Source organism: Qipengyuania flavescens, assembly GCF_029688735.1.
Lineage (GTDB): Bacteria > Pseudomonadota > Alphaproteobacteria > Sphingomonadales > Sphingomonadaceae > Qipengyuania.
The window spans coordinates 822,534-843,279 of sequence record NZ_JARULD010000001.1 but is presented as its reverse complement, the minus strand read 5'-3'; the positions used below and the strand labels follow the sequence as shown (position 1 = coordinate 843,279).

The following is a 20,746-nucleotide window of genomic DNA, read 5'->3' as shown; positions in this document are numbered from 1 at the left end:
TTCTGCAGCGGGCTGAATGGTGGCACAGGCACTCAGGCTCATGGCGAGGGCAGCCGATGCTAACAGCAAATTACATTTCACCGTCATTCTCCTTGTTACCCTCCTGATTTGGGCGGGCGGTTGAGATCGGCGCCGAGCGGCCGTTGGCCGAGCCGTAAGCGTCGATGTGAAGCGTGCGAGTAGGGAACGCGATTTCCACGTCGAGTTCTTTCAGTTTTCGCATCAGCGCGAGAAGCAGATCCTCCTGCATCTCGAGTGATTCCGCGAACGATGCAGTCCGAAAATATGCGAAGATCTCGATGTTGAGTGCGCTTTCGCCGAAACCTATGAAGCGTGCGCGAGCATCTTCTTCGAGGACATGATCGTTTTCCGCCAGGATTGTCCGGAACGCGGCCAGAACCTCGCTCATCTTCTCGGCATCCGTGTCGTAGCTGACTCCGATCACGTGCTTGAAGAGGAACTGGTCGCGAGCGGAAAAATTCTCGATCTTCTCGCCGGCAAGAAATCCGTTGGGGATCGTTACCAGCGTCCGGTTGATCGTGCGCACACGGGTCGAGCGCATGCCGACATCCTCGACCGTGCCGAACGTATCGCCGATCTGGGCAGCGTCGCCTACCTGCACCGGATGATCTCCGATGATCGTTACAGACCCGACCAGGTTCTCGATCGTTTTCTGCGCGCCGAGCGCCAAAGCGAGCCCGCCGATGCCGAGAGCAGCGATACCGGTGGTTACGTCGACACCGAACGTGTCGAGCACGCCGATGAAGATCATGATGAGCAATGTGAGCTTGGCGATCCGCCGCAGCAGCGTGATGACCGATGCGGCCTGGCGCCGCTCCGCGCGGTTCATCCGTTCGCTCGCCATCCGCGCGACAGCATCGATCAGCCTGAACAAAAACCAGCCAAGGGAAAGCCAGGCCGCGATACCTGCGCCGCGCAGCAGCTGCTGGCGAGCGATGATCGAGGCCTCCATGGTGCCTGCAACATAGAAGAAGGCGATTGTCGCCACGTAGAGCGCGAGCGGTGGGAGAGCGGCGTGGATCAAACGAAAGACGGTGCTGCTGCTGTGTTCGGGAATGAGTCGCCGCAGGACCGAGATAATTGCAGCAGCGAGCAGGCGTAGCGCTGCGAAAAGCGCGACCGCTACGCCGATCAACAAAAGCCAGTCGAGGACTGGCGCGCCGGCGACTTCGATCGCCTTTTCCTCGTTTTGTTCCGCGACCTCAGGCGAAGGCGTCCAATCTTCGAGAGCCGACACTGTTTCCGGCGAAATTCGCCATTGCAGTAAGTCCCGTTCCCCTACGGCGACGCGCTGCAGGATAATGGGCTGCTCGGAACCTTCGAGCTGGAACGTGCCGACTTGCTCCAGGAGGGGATCGAGTCCGTCCTCCAAGTCGCCATCGGGAGCGTTAGAAAGCACGGCAAAGGGTCGAAGCATCCCCCCGCTGTCGAGCGCGAGTTTCAATTTTCGAGCGAGATCTGCACCTTGTGCCAGTCCTTCCGACGCGTTGGTCGCTTGCGAGCCTTCATTGTCTAGGGGCAGCGTGGCCGGATCGGGAGTGCCGGCGAAATAGCGCGCGGCCCGTTCGTAGTCCTCGGCGGCAAGCGCATTCAGCAGCGCTGTTACGCTGGAGCGCGGAGTTTGCCTTTCGAATGTGTCTACGGGAGCTTCGGTTTGCGCTGTTTCGGAAGGCTCAGGCGTCGGAAGCTGGGCTTGCGCAACTGTCGCCCCGACAAGAAGAGCCATGACCGCGACTGCGTGAACAAGGAAACGCCGCAAGATCGAACAAATTGGGTTGGATTTCATGGTCGTCTCTTGTGGGATTGCGCCAAAACCCATGGCTGGTTGCCGTCCTGCAACACGAGGGCACCGGTCGGGTCGAAGCGGTAGCTATCGATCGACTCAATGGCTCCTAGGAAGACCCGTTCCTGATACATCAGCGCTTCAGGACAGACTTTACGCGTCGTCATTGCGACGTCGATCGTCATGGCCGAGCCATCGACGCGGTATCGGCCGAGAAGGAGATTGCATCCTGTCGAGCCAGAAAACTGCTCGTCATGCTCCAGGACCAGTTCGATACGCGAATAATCGATGATCCCGCGCCCGGCGATGTCTTCGACGATCCAGGCTCCGACGAGCGGCTCCGTTGACCTCGGGACGCCCGCGCACCCCGAGATATAAAACATCGCTGTGATGCCGACCATTCTCACAGACGAGATCATGGCGAGGTTTCCGTCATGGGCCGATCGGCCAATCGAACAGGCGTCCTGACCGGTCTGCGCATAAGAAGCCTGTCCACCAGCCGCGGCAATGAAGCGATGATCACGCCGGCCAGGATAACGAGCGCACCGACCACGTCGGACAGGCCGAAGATTTCGCCCGCCGCATAGCCAAACAACCCACCGAAGACTGGTTCGAGCGCGTAGATAATTGCGGCACGCGAGGAATCGACCTGGGCCTGGGCCCAGCTCATCGCGAACTGGATGTAGGCGGTAGCGATACCATAGCCCACGACCACCCAGAACAGTGTCGGCGAAGCAACCGGCATTGGCTCCCCTGTGGCGAGCGCGAAGGCAGCACACAGCAGCGTGGTGGTGACCATCATCACGAACGCGATCCGCAGAGGATCGGCCCGGCGCACGTAATATCCAAGGATGACGACCTCTACCGCGATTGCAACGGCGCCAACGATCGAAAGTGTATCGCCGTAGCTAAGGGTGATGTCGGCTGGCGACAGGCCCGACATGATGGCTACACCGAGACAGGCAAGGACAACTCCGATCCAGATCCCGGCAGCTCCGCGTTGGCGAAAAAACAGCAGCTGAAGCACAGGAACAAGTGGCACGTAGAGTGCGGAAAGAAATGCTACGCGCCCAGTGTCCGTGGTTTGCAGCGCATAGGCCTGTGCGCCATATGCGATGCTCGCAGTGGCAGCGACGACGATACCGGCAACCATTTCGGTGGCACCAATTCCGCGGGTCGCACGCGGCAGGACCAGCGCGAAGGCAACGGTTGCCATCAGATAGCGTAGGGCGACAAAGCCGAGCGGCCCTGTAGATTCCATGCCGATCTTGGTCGCGAGAAAGCTCGCGCCCCAAAGCACCGATGCAGCAAGCAGAGCGAGCTCGGGAACAATACGACGGGGGATGTGCAATCGCTGCATGCCGACTTCCTGTCTCGCTATTGCCAAAAGAACGAGCGCCGCGGATCTTGCGGCGCGTCGACTGCAAATATAGAGGCTGGAAAACCGTATTTCCCTTCGAAGTTTTCGCCCTGCACAATAGAATCTGCGGAAAGGAGGCGAGCGTGCCGCAGAAACCCTCGCTTGACCGAATCGACCGCAAAATCCTCGATATCCTTCAGCGCGATGGCCGGATTTCCAATCAGCGTCTTTCCGAGGCGGTGGCTCTTTCACCGAGTGCTTGTCTCGCGCGCCTGCGCAGGCTGGAGAAAGAAGAGGTCATCACGGGCTACAAGGCCCAGGTCGATGCAGCCAAGCTGGGTCCTAATCTTACCGTGTTCGCAGAGATTGTTGCTTCGGCACACGATCCTGCAAGCACGCGAAGGATCGAACAGGCGCTTGCCGACATCCCCGAAGCAATCGAGGCTTATCAGGTGAGCGGGAGCTACGATTTTCTGGTTCGTTTCCTGGTTCCGGACATGGAGTTCTGGACCAATCTGGCAGACGAGTTGGCCGATGGAGAACTAAAGATCGAGACCGTAAGAACCGTGGCCGTAATGCGCCGGATAAAAGGATGGGTGGGGGTTCCTCTAGGAGCGACCTGATCCTCGCGTCTGAGACAAGTGCAGGCTCCGAAATGAATGGCACCGCCAGTTCAACCATGTTCCGTTGGCCCCGGATCCCGAGAGGCACGCCCTGGGGCTTAGAACATATTTCCTTGCGTATGATCGTGGCGCGGAACCTCCTCGCTGATTTTGATTAAGTTCCTAAAATGCTGCGGAGTTTGGGATGTTTGAACAGTTTCTGGGGCCTGACCATTTCGACATCATGCCTCACCTGGTCGCGATTGGCCTGGCCTATCTTCTGGCGTTCCCGATCGGCTGGAACAGGGAAAAATCGGAAAGGAGTGCGGGGCTTCGGACCTTCCCGCTCGTCGCTGTTGCCAGTTGCGGGTTTATCCAGGCAGCGGAATCGATGACTGCAGATACTCCGGAGGCGATGGCCCGCATTGTCGAAGGTCTGATAACCGGCATGGGGTTTATCGGTGGCGGGGCCATTCTGCGCCTCAAGGATTCGGTCAAGGGCACCGCCACGGCCGCCAGCCTCTGGATTACCGGTGCTATCGGCGCGGCAGTTGGTCTTGGCAGCCTTGATGTTGCGATCATGCTTTCTGTCATAACCGTCGCGACGCTGTGGATCATGGCGCCACTGAAGCATTTCGGTCATCTTGAACAGGAGGATGGCAGCGACGAAGTTCGCAAGGAGAAGTAACAGCAGGCAGTGGTTTTTTGCGATACGTCGGCTGATATTCCTACATTACGACCGCACTAATGACGCTGATACCTATCCCGAAAAAGGCGACGGCTGCCGGAACTATGAGCACCTGGCCATAAACTTCCTTGCGCGCCAGCGGTCCGTAGGCAGTTTGCAGGACAGTGCCCGGACGATCGAGAACGCTGCGCGGTTGCGACGATGCTTGCCGTAGCATCACACGGGCGGTTCCGAAGAACATGGTGACGTAGATCGCCGAGATTGCGATCGCGAACGCGGCGTGAGCGCCGCCGGTCGCACCAAGCAGGGCAATCAGGAAGATCGCGTAGCAGGCAATCATCGCCCGCCATACCGATGCGGGCAGTTCGAACATTCGGGATTCGGGCTGCTGTGCTTGCCTCGGCGCTTCGTTGTCGTTGGCCTCGAGCGCGGGAATCGGAACCAGCACATCGGGCAGTGCATCGAGAGACTCCGGCAGTGGCGCCGCGGATTGCGTGCGAAGAACGGTATCAGGCATGGGGTAGGTCCTTTCCTGCGCGCCCTCCGGCAAGTCCGTTTCGGCGCATTTCTATGGCAGTCAGCAAGCTGTCGGCGATCATCCTCGCCCGTGCGCCGACGAGATCGGTCGCGGCAGGATTCCCTTCTGCTTCCTGAAGCGTTTCGTAGAAGAGGTCGAGCCAACGCGAGAAATGCCGGAGTTCGAGGCCCGGAATAGCAAGGTGCTTGAGCATGGGATTGCCCGAGAACTCGCCGCTATTGTGGAGCACCGAGCGCCAGAAACCCTTCATTCTGGCTAGGTGCGGCGACCAATCCGCAATGCGTTCGGCGAAGATCGGGCCGAGAAGGTCATCCTCACGGATTTTAGCGTAGAATGCTTCGACCAGGCGATCGATAAACGCCGCGTCAATCCCGATTTCCTCGGCCGCTGCGCGCTTTTCAGCGCGTTTTTGCTGCGCGAAGGAACGGGTGTTGGGATCGCCCGGATGCGAACGGATGTTAGCGCTGGTCATGAGCGCCTCCCTCGTCTTTGTCGGCGAAAGGTGTTGCGTCTGCAACGCGCAGGAACTGCACATGAAACCGCACCGCTCCGACCGGCTCGACACGGTGAAGGATTGTCGGTTCGACTACGCCGGGTTCGCATTCGGGCGTGAGCAGCACTTCGGTCGAGGCGCGGCGCGGATCGGTGACGACGTATCGCAACTTGCCTTCCTCGATTCGGATGAGACCCCAGACGCCGTCCTTGGTGGAATGCTCAGCCAGCAGACCTGCCGGCACGGTGTCTTCGCTGAAAGTTGCCGTACGCTTGTATGGCTTGATGCCGTCGGGAAGATCGGTGGTCACGTCAGGCCGCCTTTCGTGTTTCGAAGATGGCGCGGATCGCACTGCTCAGCTCGTCACCCAGAAGCGGCTTTTCGATCAGCTCGGCGTTTGCGGCGGCGACACGGGCTCGCAGCTTGACAGTAGGATTGGTCGCAAGGATTATTGCGGGCGCGCAGCAGCCCTGTCTCATCAACCCATCGAGAGCGACAAGACCGTTTCCGGCGTAGCATTCGTCGATGACCAGTGCGGCCGCCGTGGAAAGGTCGCCCTCCTTCGCAATCCCCTCGGCGATTTCGAACCCTTCGACCGAGAGCGAGAAACGCAGCGCGGAAAGGACGGAGATATCTTCGACCAGCAACAGGATCTTGGCTTGATCGACCATCTTCCGTCCTCCTCGCTGAGCAGCCTGGATCAGGCGGCCTTCTTCCAGTTGGGTTCAAGCGTCACGTGCGGCGGGCATTCGGCGACCTGACCGACTGGCAGACCCGCAAGCTCATTGGCGAAGCCGTGATTGACGTCGCGATGATGGGCCTCGTCGGCGCGCACCACCAGCACTACGTCGCGCAGCGTCGCATCCTCAGGAAGATCCCAGTAGCGCTTGGCGATCTCCGGTGCGGGCACGTTCGGACTGCGACCCTCGTCAATCTCGGCGAGATAATGCGTGTAGCTGATGACGGCTTCTTCCTCGAAATAGCCCACGACACGGTGCGCGGTCTTCGAGCTGATCAGGTAGAGCGCGAAGAAGAACAGGTAGAACACCCATTGCACGCCGATGATCACCGCGCGCTCGAACCAGGTGGGCTGCGAGACCTCGATGAAGGTCATCAGGTGCATGCGCTCGTTTTCGGCTTCGTCCATGAGCGTCTTGATCCAGCCCTTGTCGTCGCACATGCGGCGCAGACAGGCGAGATGGTTAATCGTTGCCCCAACCATACCCGGCACGGCCGCCACCGTCTCGAGCACGACGGCACGGTGGCCGTAACGCTCGGCAAAGAAAGTATCGGCACACCAGCGCAGCGCCTTGGTGAAACCGAAGGCAATCCGGTCCGACATTCCGCGGGGGTTGTGGTGGACACCGAGATCGATGAAGGGTGCAGTCATTGAAACTTCTCCGCTTGCGGCAAATGTTGTTGGAGCGCCGCCGATGACCTCCTTCTATGCCGATGCACGGGACCGCGAAATTTGGATGATCACCCTACGCCAAGCACCCTAAGGGCCTTACCGGAGGTAGGGCGCACCAGTTTTGTCAGCCGCTTCCTGCCGCGTCTGTCGTTTTCGACCGCGCTGTTACTGGCACTGCTCGCTATAGCGGCGGGCGTGGCGGTCCGCCTGCTGGCAGCCGACGAACTCGGTCAACGCGCGACGTTCATTTTCTTCGTTCCCGGCGTGGTCGTCGCGAGCGCACTTTCCGGGATTCGAGCCGGAAGTCTTGCGGCTGTGGTCGGCGCAGCCGCGGGTCTATGGTGCGACGCGCTGAGCGGACCGATCGAGGGCGGAAGCCTGATTGCCGCCGCAGCCTTCGTGCTTATCGGCTTGGCCGTGGCCATCGGCGGCGAATGGTTTCAACGCGCGCGGATCGAAACTGAAACCGCCGCCGTCGCTCTCGCGCGGCGTGAAGCCCATCTGCAATCGATCCTCGACACCGTGCCAGATGCGATGATCGTCATCGACAAATCCGGATTGATCCGCGATTTCAGTCCTGCGGCCGAACGGATGTTCGGATGGCATGCGGCAGAGGTGGCCGGAGAGAACGTCAAGGTGTTGATGCCCGATCCCTACCGCAGCGCGCATGACGGCTATCTCGAGCGCTACTATCGCACCGGCGAGAGGAGGATCATTGGCAAGGGTCGCGTGGTCGTCGGCGAGCGCAAGGACGGTTCGACCTTCCCGCTCGAACTCGCGGTGGGCGAGATGCAGGCGGAAGGGCAGCGCTTCTTCACCGGGTTCATCCGGGACCTGACCGAGCGCCAGCAGGCCGAGGCAAGATTGCAGGAATTACAAAGCGAGCTGGTGCACGTCTCGCGGCTTACCGCTTTGGGTGAAATGGCGTCTGCGCTCGCGCACGAGATCAACCAGCCGCTCTCGGCGATCGCTAATTACCTTAAGGGTAGCCGGTTGCTGCTCATGCGAGAGGAGGTCCAGCACAAGCGCGTAGCGGAAGCCGTTGAGCGGGCCGCCGCGGAAGCGCTCAGGGCGGGCGACATCATCCGCCGGCTGCGGGATTTCGTAGCCCGCGGCGAAACCGAACGCACGATCGAGAGCCTGCCGAAGCTCGTCGAGGAGGCCAGCGCTCTCGCGCTCGTGGGTGCCAAGGAGCATGGCATCCGGGTGCAGTATGAGTTCAGCCCTGCAATCGATCTGGTGCTGGTCGACAAGGTTCAGATCCAGCAGGTCGTGCTCAACCTCGTGCGAAATGCTGTCGATGCGATGGCGGAATCAGAGTTTTCGAAACGTAATCTGACGATTGTGATCGAACAAGTCGACGACGAGGACATGGCACAGGTATCGGTGACCGACACCGGTCCCGGCATCGATCCCGAAGTCGCCGACCGGCTTTTTCAACCCTTCATCTCCACCAAGCGCACGGGTATGGGCGTCGGACTGTCGATTTCGCGCACGATCGTCGAGGCGCATGGCGGGCGTATTTGGGTCCGGCCAGCTCCCGGCAGCGGGGCGGAGTTCGGCTTTACGGTCCAGCGTGTCGCAAGCGAGGAACTATACGATGGCGAGTAGAGGTGCGAGTGATCCGATCGTCTACGTAATCGACGACGACGAGAGCGCACGGCACTCGCTGGAGTTTCTTCTCGACGTCGCCGAAATCCGAGTTCGCTCGTTCGCCTCGGCCGATGCTTTCCTGAAATCCGCACCTCCGCTTTCCGGCGCCTGCGTGGTGACCGACGTGCGCATGCCCGGCACGAACGGTGTCGAACTGGCCGGTAAGCTGAAGGAGCGCGATGATACTGTGCCGGTGATCGTCATTACCGGTCACGCCGACGTGCCGTTGGCGATCCAGGCGATGAAGGCAGGCGCTGCGGACTTTATCGAGAAGCCGTTCGACGACGAGGCCATACTAGCGGCAATCCGTAAGGCGCTGAACGAGAGCACCGACGATGAGCAGAAACAAAACGAACGTCGCGAAGTGCTCGACCGTCTCGCTCTGCTCTCCGCGCGGGAGCGCCAGGTGGTCGATGGCCTTGTGGACGGGAAAGCCAACAAGGTGATCGCCTTCGATCTCGACATCAGCCCCCGAACTGTTGAAGTCTACCGCGCGAATGCGATGATGAAGATGCAGGCGAAGACCCTCTCCGATCTCGTGCGCATGGTGACGATTGCCCGGCTGGGCTAGCTGGTTCGTCTGCTTTCACCGGATTTCAGATGAAAGCGGACGGTCCGTAACCGGCCCCATAGCTGTCGTAAAAACCTCCAGCCGTTGTTCGTCAGTCCGCAATAGACCATCGCAGACCACGCGCGAAGTTATGGCTGAGGTAGTGGCTGGCACCTCAATGTACGGATAAGTGATTGATTGCTTCTATCACTTTCGCTCCCTCCGTCTCCGCCATTTCCCAATCAGCGGATGACGGGGTGCACTCAGTTCGCCCGGGCGAGGACGAAGCCGGTTCGTGGAAAATGGATGTTGAGCTGACCGTGCGCATCATCGGAGCGGCGGATGACGATGCGGCTGTCGGTTACAGCGAGGAGATCTCCGCGGATCGGGTCGCGACCGTAGTCGTCGGCGGATACGATGACCGGGTCGCCAGCCGATAGGCCCTTCGACTGCGCACAGCCTGTCGCCTGCCACCGGGAGCCCGGTTCGGATTCTGCGGCGATTGCCAGTGCGTCGGCCGGATCGAGTTCGCGTCGCGTGCCCTGACCGGAATCTTCGAGACTTGCGCGCCAGCGGTGCACACGGTCGAACCCGTCCAGAAGCTCCTCTGCGACCTTGGAGAATACGGACGATACGAACCAGATGTTCATATGCGCGGCGAGGTCGCCGATGCTCGGTTCGGAACCGAACAGGAATTCCCGCCCGTCCGCTGCAAGCGCCTGTTCGATCCACGCGGCTTGTGCACGCCATTGGGTTTTCGAATGGCCCAAAGCGGCTGCCATGGCATTCACGTCGAAAGGCCGACCGGAAAGCTTCTCGCGGTCTTCCACGAAGGCGGGATCGACCTTGTCGCCAAGCGTGCCAAAAATGATCGCCACGGAATGCTGGAACCACATACGGTCCGACCACAAATTGATCGGCCAGCTCGCGCCGAAGTCGGCGTTCGGCTCTGCATGGCGACGCTCGATTTCGGCCATGATGACCTGGCTGTCGCAGTAGATGTCGGCCCCGATCTGCATGACCGGCGCGCGGCGATAGCCGCCGGTGAGCGAAACGAGATCGGGCTTGGGCATCATGTTGGGCGTCACGACCGATTGCCAGGCCAGGCCCTTCAGGCCCAGGAGCATGCGGACCTTGTTCGAGAAAGGCGATGCATCGTAGTGGTGCAGGATGATGTCGTCTGAACGCGGCATGGGCTCTCCCTGTGGGAAATGATCAGGCGGGTGGCGGGGTAAAACGGATATTGTTCTTTTGCAGGCCCGCTTCGACGATGGCCAGCCCGCCAGATTTGACGATCCATTCGAGGCGGTGGTCGCGATACTCGCGTCTGAACATACCTGCATCGACCGCACCCGCGATATTTTCCATGCCGCTCAAGGCCGCAACCGCTGCCGCATTGGCCCAGGCGACGGAGGCGCGCTCGTTCGCCCGCCCGAGCCAGTCGGAGAGCCGCGAGCCTTGCGGCGGTTCATAACCGAAACCGGCGGCGCCATTGATGTAAGGTGCGGTGCTGAGATCGCCCCAGCCGAACCGGTCACCGGCGAACCACTCGGCATCGCCGAGCTGCTGTTCGAGCCAGCGGTGGTAGGCCGCGATTTGCTCCTTCGCCGCGCGCTCCATCTTTCCCGCAAGGTCGCCTTTGCCACGCTTGAACCAGTGCAGCTCGCCAAGGCCCCAGATAACGGCTTCGAAATGCGTATCGAGCATGTCTTCGATCAGGCGCTGCCGCGCGCGCTCTGCCGGGTCGATGGGCAGCAGTGCAGGATCGGGCCACTTGTCCTCGATATACTCCAAAATGATTGTCGAATCGAACAGCGTGGTTTCGCCGTCGATTAAGGCCGGGACTTCCAGTCGCGGGCTGGCGGCAGCGAACTCGCCCTGTGCGCCGCCCACGCCGATTCCGTCGGGCACGCGCGTTTTGTAGCCGATGCCCTTCTCGTCGAGCGCGATTTTCACTTTTTGCGCATAGGGCGAAAGCGGGTGTTCGTAGAGCAGGATCATGGCGTATTCCGGTTCGGAGGTCTTGTCAGCGACGCCAGGCGGTATCGCCCGGAAGGCCGAGCCGAAGCGCTGCCTGATAAGCGGGATGTTCCGGTTCGACCTTCTTGTCTGCCTGCCGCCCGACGAAGCGCACGAGTTGCCGTTCTGGCCAAGAAAGGTCCCATTCCTTTCCGAGGCAAAGCTTCTCGCGCACGATCGGCGGGAGGATGTCCACCGCAGCGCGGGCCAGGGCCTTGTGGATGAATTTGGGAATTTCGGGACGCGCCTTGCCCGAAGACACGATCTCGAGGAAATCGCTGTTGATCTGGTGCGGTTCAAAGCGAGGTACCAGCCGCATCATCATGGCGAGAAACTGGGCCTCGGAATGGGGGATTTCGGTCACGCCATAAAGCTTGGCCACCTCGTCGCCCCCGGTCCAATACGCATGCTTTTTATCCGCGCTCAGCGAAGATACGAACCGATCGTAGGCGGTGAGGAAACCGTATTGCGCGGTCGCCGAAACCCAGTCGAGCAGTTCCGGATCGAGCGCAGTGTAGGCCTCGCCGCTCGGAGTCTCGCCCGAGACCTTGGCGTGCATCCGGCCAACCCCGGCGATCACTTTGCGCGCCATGCTCTGCGGGCCATACACGCCTAGCATCGCGGCCATGCCAGTGCGCTGTGACCGACCGATCGGATCGACAGGATAAACCGAATGATCCCACACACCCGAGCGGATGCGGGCATCGGCGAATTCGAGCAGCACGGCGGCAACGCCACCTATCGCCATGGCGATGCTGTTCTTGAATATTCGCCAATGGACTGAGTCCGGCGCGTGGAAGGCGGGCTCGCCAGCCGGCTTTGTAAAATCGAATTTCGTTGGTGTCGTGCTCTTCTGGTAAGTCTTGTCTACCGACTTGGTGATCGATGCGTGTTCGTTCATGACTTCCCCGTTCCAAACTTCCCTCTCGCGCAATTGACCCGCGCGCAAACCCTGTTATCAGGCCTGATAATTTTCGGCAAACGGATATCCCATGAATCTCGACTGGTCCCCGCAAGACACCGCCTTCGCCTCCGAAATCGCGGCTTTGCTCGAGCGCGAGTTGACCGACGATATCCGCGACGCAGGTCGCAATGCGACCAGCGTCTATCCCGACCATGAAGCATCGATGGCTTGGCAAGAAAAGCTGCATGCAGCCGGCCTCGCAGCACCGCATTGGCCCCTCGAACATGGCGGCAAGGACTGGAGCGTCGCGCAGCATTATCTCTATGCGAATGAGAAGGCTAAGGCCGACGCGCCGTCGCTTTCGCCGATGGGCATTCACATGGTCGCCCATGTCATCGCGGCGTTCGGCACGCCGGAGCAGAAAGACTATTTTCTCCCCCGGATCCTGACCGGCGAGGTTTTCTTTTGCCAGGGCTACTCCGAACCCAACGCGGGATCGGACCTCGCCGCACTCCAGATGAGCGCAGTCCCGGAAGGCGACGACTTCATCCTCAACGGCTCGAAAATCTGGACCACGCACGCGCAGGAAGCCAACTGGATCTTCTGCCTCGTGCGTACCAGCAGCGAGGGGCGCAAGCAGCAGGGCATCACCTTCATCCTTGTCCCGATGGATCAGGACGGCGTCACGGTACGGCCGCTCACCATGCTGTCGGGCGAGACGGTGCAGAACCAGGTATTTTTCGACGATGTCCGCGTATCGAAATCAAACGTGATCGGCGAGGTCGACCATGGCTGGAGCGTGGCGAAATATCTGCTCGAGTTCGAACGCGGAGGCTCTGCCTATTCGGCTGGGCTCAAGATCAGGGCGAAGGAAATCGAAGCCCATGCAAGGTCGCAGGAGGCAGGCGGGCAAAGCCTGCTGGAACGCGGCGACTTCGCCCAGCGCCTTGCTCGCGCGATGATCCGCATCGACGTTCTCGAAGTACTGGAATTGAAGCTGCTTTCGTCGGCCGGACGCGGCGAGAGCGTGGGCCCGATGTCCTCACTGATGAAGATCATGGGCACCGAACTGGCACAGCATCTGACAGAACTGGCTTTCGAGGCAGCAGGGGCGAGCGGCACCGTGTTCCAGCCCCATCCCACGCGGCCGGGGGCGGCGATACCCGGCTATGAGCCGCCCGAAGACGGCTATGTATCGGGCGAAAACTGGCAGGCGATCGCGCCGCTGCGCTACCTCAACGAAAGGGCCGGCTCGATTTACGCCGGCTCCAACGAGGTCCAGCGCAACATCCTCGCCAAGGCGGTGCTGGGGCTTTAGCCCGCCTGCCGCAGCTTGCGGTATCGCTCGACGTGGTCCGCCGCCGTGCCGAGCCGGTTTTCGATTACCGTCGCGCGTTTGAAATAATGGCCCACGCGCAGTTCTTCGGTCAGCCCCATCGCCCCGTGCAGCTGAACCGCCTCCTGACCGATCAGGCGCAGGGCATCGCCCACAGTCGCCTTGGCCGCCGAAATCGCGGCCGGATCGTCGACCTTGAGCGCGGCAAGCAGCGAAGCCGCCTCGATCTCCTGCGCCTTCGACCACATATCGACCATGCGGTGCTGCAGCGCCTGAAAGGACGAGATGGGCACGCCGAACTGTTCGCGTTCCTTGGTATACTGCACCGTGTCGCCGACCATTACCGAGGCAATGCCCGAGGCTTCGGCGCAGATGGCGGCGAGCGCACGGGCCACCGCCGCCTTCAGCGCCCGCAGGACCGCATCGCCAGTCGCCAGACACGCGTCTTCAGCCAGTTCGAAGCTTTGGCAGACAATGTCTGCAGAGGGCGTGTCGTCGATCAGAGCGAAGGGCTTGAGCGCGTTGCCGAGAATCGCTGGATCGACCACGAACAGCGCGAACTCTTCGCCGTCCACTCTTGCAGGCAGAAGGACGAGGTCGGCCTCTGCGGCGAAGTCGACGACCAGCTTGGTCCCGGTCAGCCGCCACGTCGTTCCATCGCGTTCGGCACGCAGGCGGATATGTCTTACGTCGCCGCGCGTTTGTGGTTCCTCAATTGCGGTCGTAACAAGCAGCTCGCCAGCGGCGATCCGTCCGGCCAACTCATGTTCTCCGAGCGCGTCGAGCAGGTTCGCCGACAGGACCTGGCAGGTGATGTAGGGCGTAACCGCAAGAGCGCGGCCTAGCGCGGCGGAAATTATCATCTCGCTTTCGGCGCCGCCGCCGAAGCCTCCTGACCGCTCGGCTATTCCGGCCGCTGCCACACCCAGCTCGGCTTCGAGCCGTTTCCAGAAAGCCACGAAGCGCCCCTGTGCCTTCTGTTCGCGGCGCACATCGAAAGGCAGCGTCTTTTCGAGGTAGCGGTCGAGCGATTGCTTGAGCAGTTCCTGTTGCTCGTCGAGTTTGAGATCCATGCGCGTACCTATGCCGTCCGTCGCGAAATTATCAAGTCTGATAATTAAATGAGAAGCCCCGCCATCAGCGTCTCTACGGTCTGCCGCTTATAGCGCGCATGGAGTGCGTCGTCGGCCGCGGCGATCCCGCCGAACACGGCCGAGAGCGTAAAGCGATTGGCATAGAGGCCGTCTGCCGAACCGATCGTGTTGAAATAGAAAAGCTTGGGATCGACTTTGCGGAATTCGCCGGCGGCAATCCCTTCCTTGATGATGCGCTGCTGCGCGTTAGCGATGGGTTTGAGCAGCTCTTCGGCGATATGATGGACACGCTCTGGCGTGGCATCGCGCACCATCAACTGGATCAGGCGATTGAGATAGGGGATCTGGTAGTAGGTATCCAGAATGCCCTCAAGATGGATGCGCATCCGCTCCGTCGGGGTGACATTCAGCCGGAACAGAGCCCCCAGCTGCCTGATCCGCACCCCGACATCGCGGTCCAGCAAGGCCAGCATCATGCCTTCCTTGCTGCCGAAATAATAACGGATCATCCCGTGATTGACCTGCGCGCGCGCCGCGATGTCGAGAATGCCGATATCCACCGTGTCCTGCTCTCGCATCAGCGAGCTCGCCGCTTCGAGCAGCGTGTCGCGGATGGCGCCCTTCGGCATCTGCTTCGCCGCTGTGTTCGATCCCGACCGGTTCATCACCTCGGTCATGGGGCTTTCCCCGTCGCAAGGCAATTGCGCTTGCCAATATTATCAGTCCTGATAAGTTATCAGCAATGATAAAGACCCCCTGAGGGGTCATAGCGGAGAGGATCGATGATAAGGATGACAAAGGGCTTTCTCGCCTGTGGCGTGGCGGGTTTTGCGATCGGGATGCCGAACCCTGCATGGGCGCAATCCGCCGGTGACGAAGCCGTCGCAGCCGAATCCAGTGCCGATCGCAATGTGATCATCGTGACGGCCAATCGCCGCGAAGAGGCGATCACCGACGTCGGCGTATCGATCCAGGCGTTCTCGGGCGAACAGCTCGACAACCTTCAGGTCAACTCTACCGAAGACCTTCAGGTCGTCGTCCCCAGTCTCAACGTGTCGCGCGGCTATCAGGGCATCCCGATCTACACGCTGCGCGGGATCGGCTTCAACACCATCAACCTTTCGGCGACGTCGACCGTCGGCACCTATCAGGACGAGGTCGCGCTCGCCTATCCCTTCATGAACAGTGGGCCGGTCTTCGACCTCAACCGTGTCGAGGTTCTGAAGGGTCCGCAGGGTACCCTCTACGGGCGCAACACCACCGGCGGCCTCGTGAACTTCATCTCCGCCAAGCCCGAATTCGGCGATTTCAACGGCAGCGTTGCCGTGGAATTGGGCACCGAAGAAACGCTCAACACCGAAGGCCATTTGAACATTCCGGTGGGCGATGCCGTGGCGGTGCGCGCCGCGTGGCGCACCGAACGCAGCTGGGACGGATGGCAGAAGAGCATCAGCCGCGACGAGACCCAGGGCGAAGTGGAACGCTATGGCGGACGCCTGACCATCGCCGCCGAACCGGTGCCGGACATGCGGTTCGAGCTGGCCGGCAATTTCTGGATTAACAAATCGGATACGCTGGCGGCGCAGGCAGTCGGTTTCACCCCGAACACCGATCCGGCCAACGGCACGCTTTTCAGCCTGTTCAATGCGCCGGGCCTTGCGGACTATGTCGCCGCGAATGCCGACAATTGGACCAGCGACACGGCCGACTGGCAGCCGCTCGATGCGCGGGCGCAGGACATCGGGCGGGGGGCCGGGATCGACCGGCCCAATGCCGAAGACAGCAACTTCGTCGGGCTACGCGGGATGCTGCAGTTCGATTTCGCGCCCGATATCAGCTTCATCTCGCTGACCGGCTACAACCGTGTCGAGCGCGACGCCGCCTATGACTGGAGCGGTGCGCCCTACGAAATCCTCAGCCAGCATGCAGAGGGCGAAGTCGAGTCGCTATCACAGGAAATCCGGTTCCAGGGCACGACCGGACCGGCCGAATGGGTGGTCGGCGGCTACTACGCCAACGACAAGGTGATCGATACCAACCAGACATTGCTCGGCCAGAACGCCAATGTCGGCGCAATCCGGGCTCTGATCCTCGCGCCGCAGGACGCCCTCGGCGGTGCCAGCATCTACCAGTTTTTCGCCGCGCAAGGCTATGCGCCTTACTCGATCAACGACGTCCTCACCTCGTTCCGCACCTATCGGGACGAAGCGGAATTCGATGTCGAGACCATGAGTGTCTTTGCCAGCGCCGATTGGGAGTTGTCGCCCGCGCTCACGCTGACAACCGGCGTTCGCTACACCAAGGACACGCAGGATTACGAGGGCTGCTCGCGCGATCTCAATGGCTCGATGCTGCCCAACGTAAACCTGTTCAACCGCTTCTTCTTCTTCGTGAACTATGGCGCAATCGTTCCGCCTATCTCGGAGAACGAGTGCAATACCTTTGATGTCGACACGCTTTCATTCGGGCCCGTTACGTCGAAGCTCGATGAAGACAATGTTGCCTGGCGCGGCGCCCTGACATGGGAGCCGAATGACGACACGCTGCTTTATGCGTCGGTCTCACGCGGCTTCAAATCGGGGTCGACTCCGGTCAATGCGGCAAATATCGCGACGCAGAACCGTCCTGCGCGGCAGGAGCAGCTGACCGCCTACGAAGTCGGCACGAAGCTGGCGCTGGCCAACAACTCATTCAACCTGAACCTAGCCGGCTTCTATTATGATTATGTCGACAAGCAGCTCGCGGTGTATTTCGCCGACCCGATCTACACTACGCTCTTGCGTCTCGACAACATCCCGGAATCGCGCGCCTACGGGATCGATGGCGACCTGACCTGGTTCGCAACCGACGAACTGACCTTCGCATTGGCTGGCACTTGGCTGCAGACGGAAATCGTTGGCTACCAGGGTATCAACGCCGCGGGCCAACCGCTCGATTACGATGGCTTCGAATTCCCTTACAGTCCGGAATTCTCGGGCGCGGCGACGATCACCTACGATACGCCGATCACGGCAGGGCTTGGCCTGAGGGCAATCGCCAACGGGCGCTATCAGTCATCGACATCCAGTTCGATCGAGGATTTCGCGCCCCTCGCAATCGATAGCTATGGCATCCTGAATGCAAGTCTGGCGGTCTATGACCTGGACGGTGCGTGGGAAGCTTCGCTGTGGGGGCGCAATGTCACCGACACCTATTACTGGGCTTCGGCCGCCACGAACGCGAACACCGCGGTCCGTTTCCCGGGCCGCAGCGCGAGTTACGGCGCGACAGTTCGCTTCCGCTTCTGAAAAGGAATGGTTTCCGGCACCGTAATTGCTCATCCGCGGTGCCGGGAGCGACTTCATGACTGAAACCAAGCCGCCCTTCAGCCCGCTTCCTCAGAAGCGACCTGCAACCGATGTGGAGCGCCGCGATGACGGATCGATCCTGATCTGGTCCCGCCACTATCCAGCGAACGTTCCTGACAACCTCGCAGCGATCTTCCGAGAACGGAGCGAGGCGCATCCCGACCGATCGTTCCTCCTTCAACGCCAGCCGGGTCATGGACCATGGACCGGTGTCACTTGGGCCGAGGCGAGAACCTCCGCAGACTCTATTGCCCAGTGGCTTATCGATCACGGTTTCGGGACCGATGATCCGGTCATGGTCATTTCGGGCAACTCACTCGAACACGGACTGCTGATGCTCGGTTGTTATACCGCAGGCGTCCCTATCGCTCCGGTCAGCGCGGCTTATTCGCTGATGTCGCAGGACCACGAAAAACTTCTTCATTGCTTCCGCAATGTCGGTGCCAAGGCAGTGTTCGCCAAGGAGGGCGAATTGCACTCCGCTGCTCTGGCTCGGCTTCGGGAAGCAGCGCCCGATCTTGTGGTGGTGACCTGCGACGGCAGACCTGAAGGGACAGTCGATTTCACCGAACTTTGCCGCCTCGAGCCAACCTCGCAAGTCGATCGACGTGTCGCGGCGATCGGCGCCGATACAGTCGGCAAATATCTGTTCACCTCGGGCTCTACCGGAATGCCAAAGTGCGTGCCGCAAACGCACGGCATGATGACGACGGTGATCGCAGGGCAGGAAGGTCTCGCGGAAGAGAGCCGCGACGAGCGCGATCCCCCCGTCACGCTGGAATGGATGCCATGGAGCCACATCAGCGGCGGCAACATCTTCTTCAACGGCTGCATGTGGTCGGGGGGAACCATGTATCTCGACGAGGGCAAGCCGGTTCCGGGCATGTTCGAGACGACGATCAAGAACCTCTACGAGATCTCGCCAACCGTCTTTGGCTCTGCGCCTGTGGCTTTCGCCATGCTCGCCGATGCCATGGAACAGGACGAAAAATTGCGGGGCTCCTTCTTCAAGGATGTCATATCGCTCGGTTACGGCGGGGCTACTCTGTCGGACGACCTCTACGACCGGCTGCAGGCACTCGCCATTGCAGAAACCGGCAAGCGGATCCCGATCACGACGATGTACGGCGCGACGGAAACGCAAGGCATCACCATGGTGCATTGGGAAGTAGATCGCGTGGGCCTGATCGGCCTACCGATGCCCGGTATCACGCTGAAGCTCGTTCCGAATGGCGAGAAGATGGAGGTGCGAGTAAAGGGCGCCTCGGTCACGCCGGGCTACAAGGACGACGCAGAGAAGAATGCGCAAGCGTTCGATGAGGAGGGTTTCTACCGTTTGGGAGATGCGGCCGGCTTCCTCGACGAGGGTGATCCCGATCGCGGACTGGTTTTCGACGGCCGTGTGACCGAAGATTTCAAGCTTTCGACCGGGACATGGGTTTCGGTCGGCACGCTCAGGCCGGAACTGGTGACTGCATGCAGTCCGCTCATGCATGATTGCGTAATTGCCGGTCAGGACCGGGAGCATATCGGCTTGTTAGTCTGGCCCAACCCTGCAGCTGCCCAGAAATACGTGACCGAAAGCGGCCCTGCCGGTCTCTCGCTTCTCGCAAACGCCATCGCCGCGAGACTTGCGGCCTTCAACGCACAGTCCGGCGGCCATTCGCGGACAGTCAAAAGCATGGTGCTCTTGACGGAGCCGCCCTCGCTCGATGCCGGCGAGATCACCGACAAAGGCTACATCAACCAAGGCGCGGTTCTCTCCCAGCGTGCAGAGGCGGTCCATGCGCTGTACTCGGATGAAGGCTCGCCTCTTGTCCTTAAAATATCCTGACCTTCAGCCGCAAGGCTCAAGCTCGAGAAAGGGAAGGTTTACATTTGCCGATTCCAAGAAATAATTCAGATGGCGGGTCGCTACTTGTTCGACGGCTTTCTTTATTTGACGACCAATAGCAGACTGTCTGCAAACGGCTCCAAAGCATTCCATCAATTAGGCTTCTTGCTTTTAAGGCTCCTTTGCCGCGCATGAGAGCTCGCGCGCTAGATCGACAAAAACCTTGAGCGCCGCCGGTGGATTCCGGCGGCTGGGATAATAAAGGCACAGGGGAGCTAGAGCGGGCGTCCATTTCTCCAAAACTTGCACCATTCTCCCCGCGTCGATGTCGGGCCGGACATCAGATTCCATGAAGAAGCCGAAGCCGACGTTCTCAAGGACGGCCATGCGGGCTACGCTTGCCTCATCGAGGACGATAGGACCGCGGACATCGATTTGCTCAGGTTGGCCTTGGGACTCAAAATGCCAGCGGTAAATTGCTCCATTCGGAAGGCGTACGCGGATACACGGGTGAGAGAGCAGATCTGCTGGCACTCGCGGGCGTTCTTGATCAGCCAAATATGCTGGGGACGCCACGACGACGTACCGTCTGGCTGGAGTGACCGGAATGGCAATCATGTCGGACGGGACCAGGTCCAAGCTTCTCACACCGAAGTCGAAACCGTCGGCGACGATGTCTGTAAGATTGCCTTCGGTGACGAGATCGATGCGGACGTCGGGAAACCGCCTCAGAAACTCCAGAACGAGTGGCCCCATGATCTCGCGTGCGGCAGTAGGGAATGTATTGATACGCAAAGTCCCGGAAGGCGTATCTTGTTGTGATCGGACGGTGTCGAGCGCTTGATGGACGTCTCTTAAGGCTGGCGTGACCTGATCTACAAAGCGTCGGCCTGCTTCTGTCAGAGCAACGCTGCGGGTCGTACGATTGAACAAGCGAACGCCCACCTGGCCTTCCAGCTTGGCAATTGCGTTGCTCAAGGCACTTGTCGACATCCCCAGATCAACCGCTGCTGCTCGAAACGAACCCTTGCGACCGATCGCGAGGACGGCGTCGAAATCGCTCAAGCTGTAATTCGCCATTATCCTGAAATCCTGAATAGCTCGTCCCGATTT

21 protein-coding genes are annotated in these 20,746 nt (G+C 60.5%); 7 read left to right on the top strand and 14 right to left on the bottom strand.

Translation table 11 applies throughout. From position 1 onward, the window contains the following. Nucleotides 1-70 precede the first annotated feature (70 nt). The 3 genes from P8R33_RS04060 to P8R33_RS04050 are packed head-to-tail and all read right to left on the bottom strand — an operon-like array spanning nt 71 to nt 3,164. Nucleotides 71-1,747: a mechanosensitive ion channel family protein gene (locus P8R33_RS04060; RefSeq protein WP_278327703.1), complete on the bottom strand. Its 1,677-nt coding sequence runs from the start codon at nt 1,745-1,747 to the stop codon at nt 71-73. Nucleotides 1,748-1,803: 56 nt separating this feature from the next. Continuing rightward, a complete protein-coding gene (locus P8R33_RS04055; protein ID WP_278327702.1) occupies nt 1,804-2,205 on the bottom strand; it encodes an META domain-containing protein in 402 nt (133 codons plus the stop codon). Between the two features lie 14 nt (nt 2,206-2,219). Then, nucleotides 2,220-3,164: a DMT family transporter gene (locus P8R33_RS04050; RefSeq protein WP_278327701.1), complete on the bottom strand. Its 945-nt coding sequence runs from the start codon at nt 3,162-3,164 to the stop codon at nt 2,220-2,222. A gap of 143 nt (nt 3,165-3,307) precedes the next feature. Between P8R33_RS04050 and P8R33_RS04045 the strand changes: the two genes are divergently transcribed. Together P8R33_RS04045 and P8R33_RS04040 are read left to right on the top strand one after the other, a co-directional pair. Beyond that, nucleotides 3,308-3,787, top strand: coding sequence for an Lrp/AsnC family transcriptional regulator (locus P8R33_RS04045; protein WP_146029793.1), 480 nt, complete (start codon nt 3,308-3,310; stop codon nt 3,785-3,787). Nucleotides 3,788-3,971: 184 nt separating this feature from the next. Next, nucleotides 3,972-4,454, top strand: a complete 483-nt coding sequence (locus tag P8R33_RS04040) for an MgtC/SapB family protein (RefSeq protein WP_048884282.1) — start codon at nt 3,972-3,974, stop codon at nt 4,452-4,454. 40 nt (nt 4,455-4,494) lie between these two features. Here the strand turns inward: P8R33_RS04040 and P8R33_RS04035 are convergent, their stop codons facing one another. Genes P8R33_RS04035 through P8R33_RS04015 form a run of 5 tightly spaced genes read right to left on the bottom strand, consistent with a single transcriptional unit; the run spans nt 4,495 to nt 6,875 of the window. Continuing rightward, on the bottom strand, nt 4,495-4,971 hold the full coding sequence (locus P8R33_RS04035) for a hypothetical protein (RefSeq protein ID WP_278327700.1): 477 nt from the start codon (nt 4,969-4,971) through the stop codon (nt 4,495-4,497). Continuing rightward, nucleotides 4,964-5,464, bottom strand: coding sequence for a group III truncated hemoglobin (locus P8R33_RS04030; RefSeq protein ID WP_278327699.1), 501 nt, complete (start codon nt 5,462-5,464; stop codon nt 4,964-4,966). Before P8R33_RS04030 ends, P8R33_RS04035 begins: the two co-directional genes overlap by 8 nt. Further along, nucleotides 5,451-5,795, bottom strand: coding sequence for a TehB family protein (locus tag P8R33_RS04025; protein WP_048884285.1), 345 nt, complete (start codon nt 5,793-5,795; stop codon nt 5,451-5,453). The genes P8R33_RS04030 and P8R33_RS04025 overlap by 14 nt, the downstream gene beginning before the upstream one ends. 1 nt (nt 5,796) lies before the next feature. After that, nucleotides 5,797-6,156, bottom strand: coding sequence for a response regulator (locus tag P8R33_RS04020; protein ID WP_278327698.1), 360 nt, complete (start codon nt 6,154-6,156; stop codon nt 5,797-5,799). Nucleotides 6,157-6,185: 29 nt separating this feature from the next. Beyond that, nucleotides 6,186-6,875, bottom strand: a complete 690-nt coding sequence (locus tag P8R33_RS04015) for an alternative oxidase (protein WP_278327697.1) — start codon at nt 6,873-6,875, stop codon at nt 6,186-6,188. An 81-nt stretch (nt 6,876-6,956) separates the two neighbouring features. Here P8R33_RS04015 and P8R33_RS04010 point away from each other — a divergent pair, with 81 nt between their 5' ends. Together P8R33_RS04010 and fixJ are read left to right on the top strand one after the other, a co-directional pair. Next, nucleotides 6,957-8,507: a two-component system sensor histidine kinase NtrB gene (locus P8R33_RS04010; RefSeq protein ID WP_278327696.1), complete on the top strand. Its 1,551-nt coding sequence runs from the start codon at nt 6,957-6,959 to the stop codon at nt 8,505-8,507. Next, nucleotides 8,497-9,120 carry a response regulator FixJ gene (gene fixJ / locus P8R33_RS04005; RefSeq protein ID WP_103022816.1) on the top strand — a complete coding sequence of 208 codons (624 nt, stop codon included), beginning with the start codon at nt 8,497-8,499 and terminating at the stop codon, nt 9,118-9,120. The genes P8R33_RS04010 and fixJ overlap by 11 nt, the downstream gene beginning before the upstream one ends. Nucleotides 9,121-9,362: 242 nt before the next feature. On the opposite strand, the gene P8R33_RS04000 is transcribed toward fixJ, so the two are convergent. Genes P8R33_RS04000 through P8R33_RS03990 form a run of 3 tightly spaced genes read right to left on the bottom strand, consistent with a single transcriptional unit; the run spans nt 9,363 to nt 12,019 of the window. Beyond that, nucleotides 9,363-10,292: a glutathione S-transferase family protein gene (locus tag P8R33_RS04000; RefSeq protein WP_278327695.1), complete on the bottom strand. Its 930-nt coding sequence runs from the start codon at nt 10,290-10,292 to the stop codon at nt 9,363-9,365. 22 nt (nt 10,293-10,314) lie between these two features. Next, nucleotides 10,315-11,100: a glutathione S-transferase family protein gene (locus P8R33_RS03995; protein ID WP_278327694.1), complete on the bottom strand. Its 786-nt coding sequence runs from the start codon at nt 11,098-11,100 to the stop codon at nt 10,315-10,317. 25 nt (nt 11,101-11,125) lie between these two features. Continuing rightward, nucleotides 11,126-12,019: an oxygenase MpaB family protein gene (locus P8R33_RS03990; RefSeq protein WP_278327693.1), complete on the bottom strand. Its 894-nt coding sequence runs from the start codon at nt 12,017-12,019 to the stop codon at nt 11,126-11,128. Between the two features lie 91 nt (nt 12,020-12,110). Between P8R33_RS03990 and P8R33_RS03985 the strand changes: the two genes are divergently transcribed. Further along, the gene (locus P8R33_RS03985; protein WP_278327692.1) at nt 12,111-13,340 is read left to right on the top strand and encodes an acyl-CoA dehydrogenase family protein; all 1,230 of its coding nucleotides are present in this window, start codon (nt 12,111-12,113) and stop codon (nt 13,338-13,340) included. Here P8R33_RS03985 and P8R33_RS03980 read toward each other — a convergent pair. Both P8R33_RS03980 and P8R33_RS03975 read right to left on the bottom strand, forming a co-directional pair. Then, a complete protein-coding gene (locus tag P8R33_RS03980; protein ID WP_278327691.1) occupies nt 13,337-14,431 on the bottom strand; it encodes an acyl-CoA dehydrogenase family protein in 1,095 nt (364 codons plus the stop codon). The genes P8R33_RS03985 and P8R33_RS03980 overlap by 4 nt on opposite strands. Before the next feature lie 44 nt (nt 14,432-14,475). Next, the gene (locus P8R33_RS03975; RefSeq protein ID WP_278327690.1) at nt 14,476-15,129 is read right to left on the bottom strand and encodes a TetR family transcriptional regulator; all 654 of its coding nucleotides are present in this window, start codon (nt 15,127-15,129) and stop codon (nt 14,476-14,478) included. 105 nt (nt 15,130-15,234) lie between these two features. Between P8R33_RS03975 and P8R33_RS03970 the strand changes: the two genes are divergently transcribed. Further along, entirely contained in the window at nt 15,235-17,739 is a 2,505-nt protein-coding gene (locus tag P8R33_RS03970; protein WP_278327689.1) for a TonB-dependent receptor, read from the top strand. 55 nt (nt 17,740-17,794) lie between these two features. Then, nucleotides 17,795-19,633, top strand: coding sequence for an AMP-binding protein (locus P8R33_RS03965; RefSeq protein ID WP_278327688.1), 1,839 nt, complete (start codon nt 17,795-17,797; stop codon nt 19,631-19,633). 171 nt (nt 19,634-19,804) lie between these two features. Here the strand turns inward: P8R33_RS03965 and P8R33_RS03960 are convergent, their stop codons facing one another. Next, a complete protein-coding gene (locus P8R33_RS03960; protein ID WP_278327687.1) occupies nt 19,805-20,713 on the bottom strand; it encodes a LysR family transcriptional regulator in 909 nt (302 codons plus the stop codon). Between the last annotated feature and the right edge of the window lie 33 nt (nt 20,714-20,746).

Bases quoted from the DNA above. Each gene is read 5' to 3' on its own strand.
- P8R33_RS04060 (WP_278327703.1), bottom strand. From the start codon at position 1,747: ATGGCTCTTCTTGTCGGGGCGACAGTTGCGCAAGCCCAGCTTCCGACG.
- P8R33_RS04055 (WP_278327702.1), bottom strand. From the start codon at position 2,205: ATGGTCGGCATCACAGCGATGTTTTATATCTCGGGGTGCGCGGGCGTC.
- P8R33_RS04050 (WP_278327701.1), bottom strand. From the start codon at position 3,164: ATGCAGCGATTGCACATCCCCCGTCGTATTGTTCCCGAGCTCGCTCTG.
- P8R33_RS04040 (WP_048884282.1), top strand. From the start codon at position 3,972: ATGTTTGAACAGTTTCTGGGGCCTGACCATTTCGACATCATGCCTCAC.
- P8R33_RS04035 (WP_278327700.1), bottom strand. From the start codon at position 4,971: ATGCCTGATACCGTTCTTCGCACGCAATCCGCGGCGCCACTGCCGGAG.
- P8R33_RS04030 (WP_278327699.1), bottom strand. From the start codon at position 5,464: ATGACCAGCGCTAACATCCGTTCGCATCCGGGCGATCCCAACACCCGT.
- P8R33_RS04020 (WP_278327698.1), bottom strand. From the start codon at position 6,156: ATGGTCGATCAAGCCAAGATCCTGTTGCTGGTCGAAGATATCTCCGTC.
- P8R33_RS04015 (WP_278327697.1), bottom strand. From the start codon at position 6,875: ATGACTGCACCCTTCATCGATCTCGGTGTCCACCACAACCCCCGCGGA.
- fixJ (WP_103022816.1), top strand. From the start codon at position 8,497: ATGGCGAGTAGAGGTGCGAGTGATCCGATCGTCTACGTAATCGACGAC.
- P8R33_RS04000 (WP_278327695.1), bottom strand. From the start codon at position 10,292: ATGCCGCGTTCAGACGACATCATCCTGCACCACTACGATGCATCGCCT.
- P8R33_RS03995 (WP_278327694.1), bottom strand. From the start codon at position 11,100: ATGATCCTGCTCTACGAACACCCGCTTTCGCCCTATGCGCAAAAAGTG.
- P8R33_RS03990 (WP_278327693.1), bottom strand. From the start codon at position 12,019: ATGAACGAACACGCATCGATCACCAAGTCGGTAGACAAGACTTACCAG.
- P8R33_RS03985 (WP_278327692.1), top strand. From the start codon at position 12,111: ATGAATCTCGACTGGTCCCCGCAAGACACCGCCTTCGCCTCCGAAATC.
- P8R33_RS03980 (WP_278327691.1), bottom strand. From the start codon at position 14,431: ATGGATCTCAAACTCGACGAGCAACAGGAACTGCTCAAGCAATCGCTC.
- P8R33_RS03975 (WP_278327690.1), bottom strand. From the start codon at position 15,129: ATGACCGAGGTGATGAACCGGTCGGGATCGAACACAGCGGCGAAGCAG.
- P8R33_RS03970 (WP_278327689.1), top strand. From the start codon at position 15,235: ATGATAAGGATGACAAAGGGCTTTCTCGCCTGTGGCGTGGCGGGTTTT.
- P8R33_RS03965 (WP_278327688.1), top strand. From the start codon at position 17,795: ATGACTGAAACCAAGCCGCCCTTCAGCCCGCTTCCTCAGAAGCGACCT.
- P8R33_RS03960 (WP_278327687.1), bottom strand. From the start codon at position 20,713: ATGGCGAATTACAGCTTGAGCGATTTCGACGCCGTCCTCGCGATCGGT.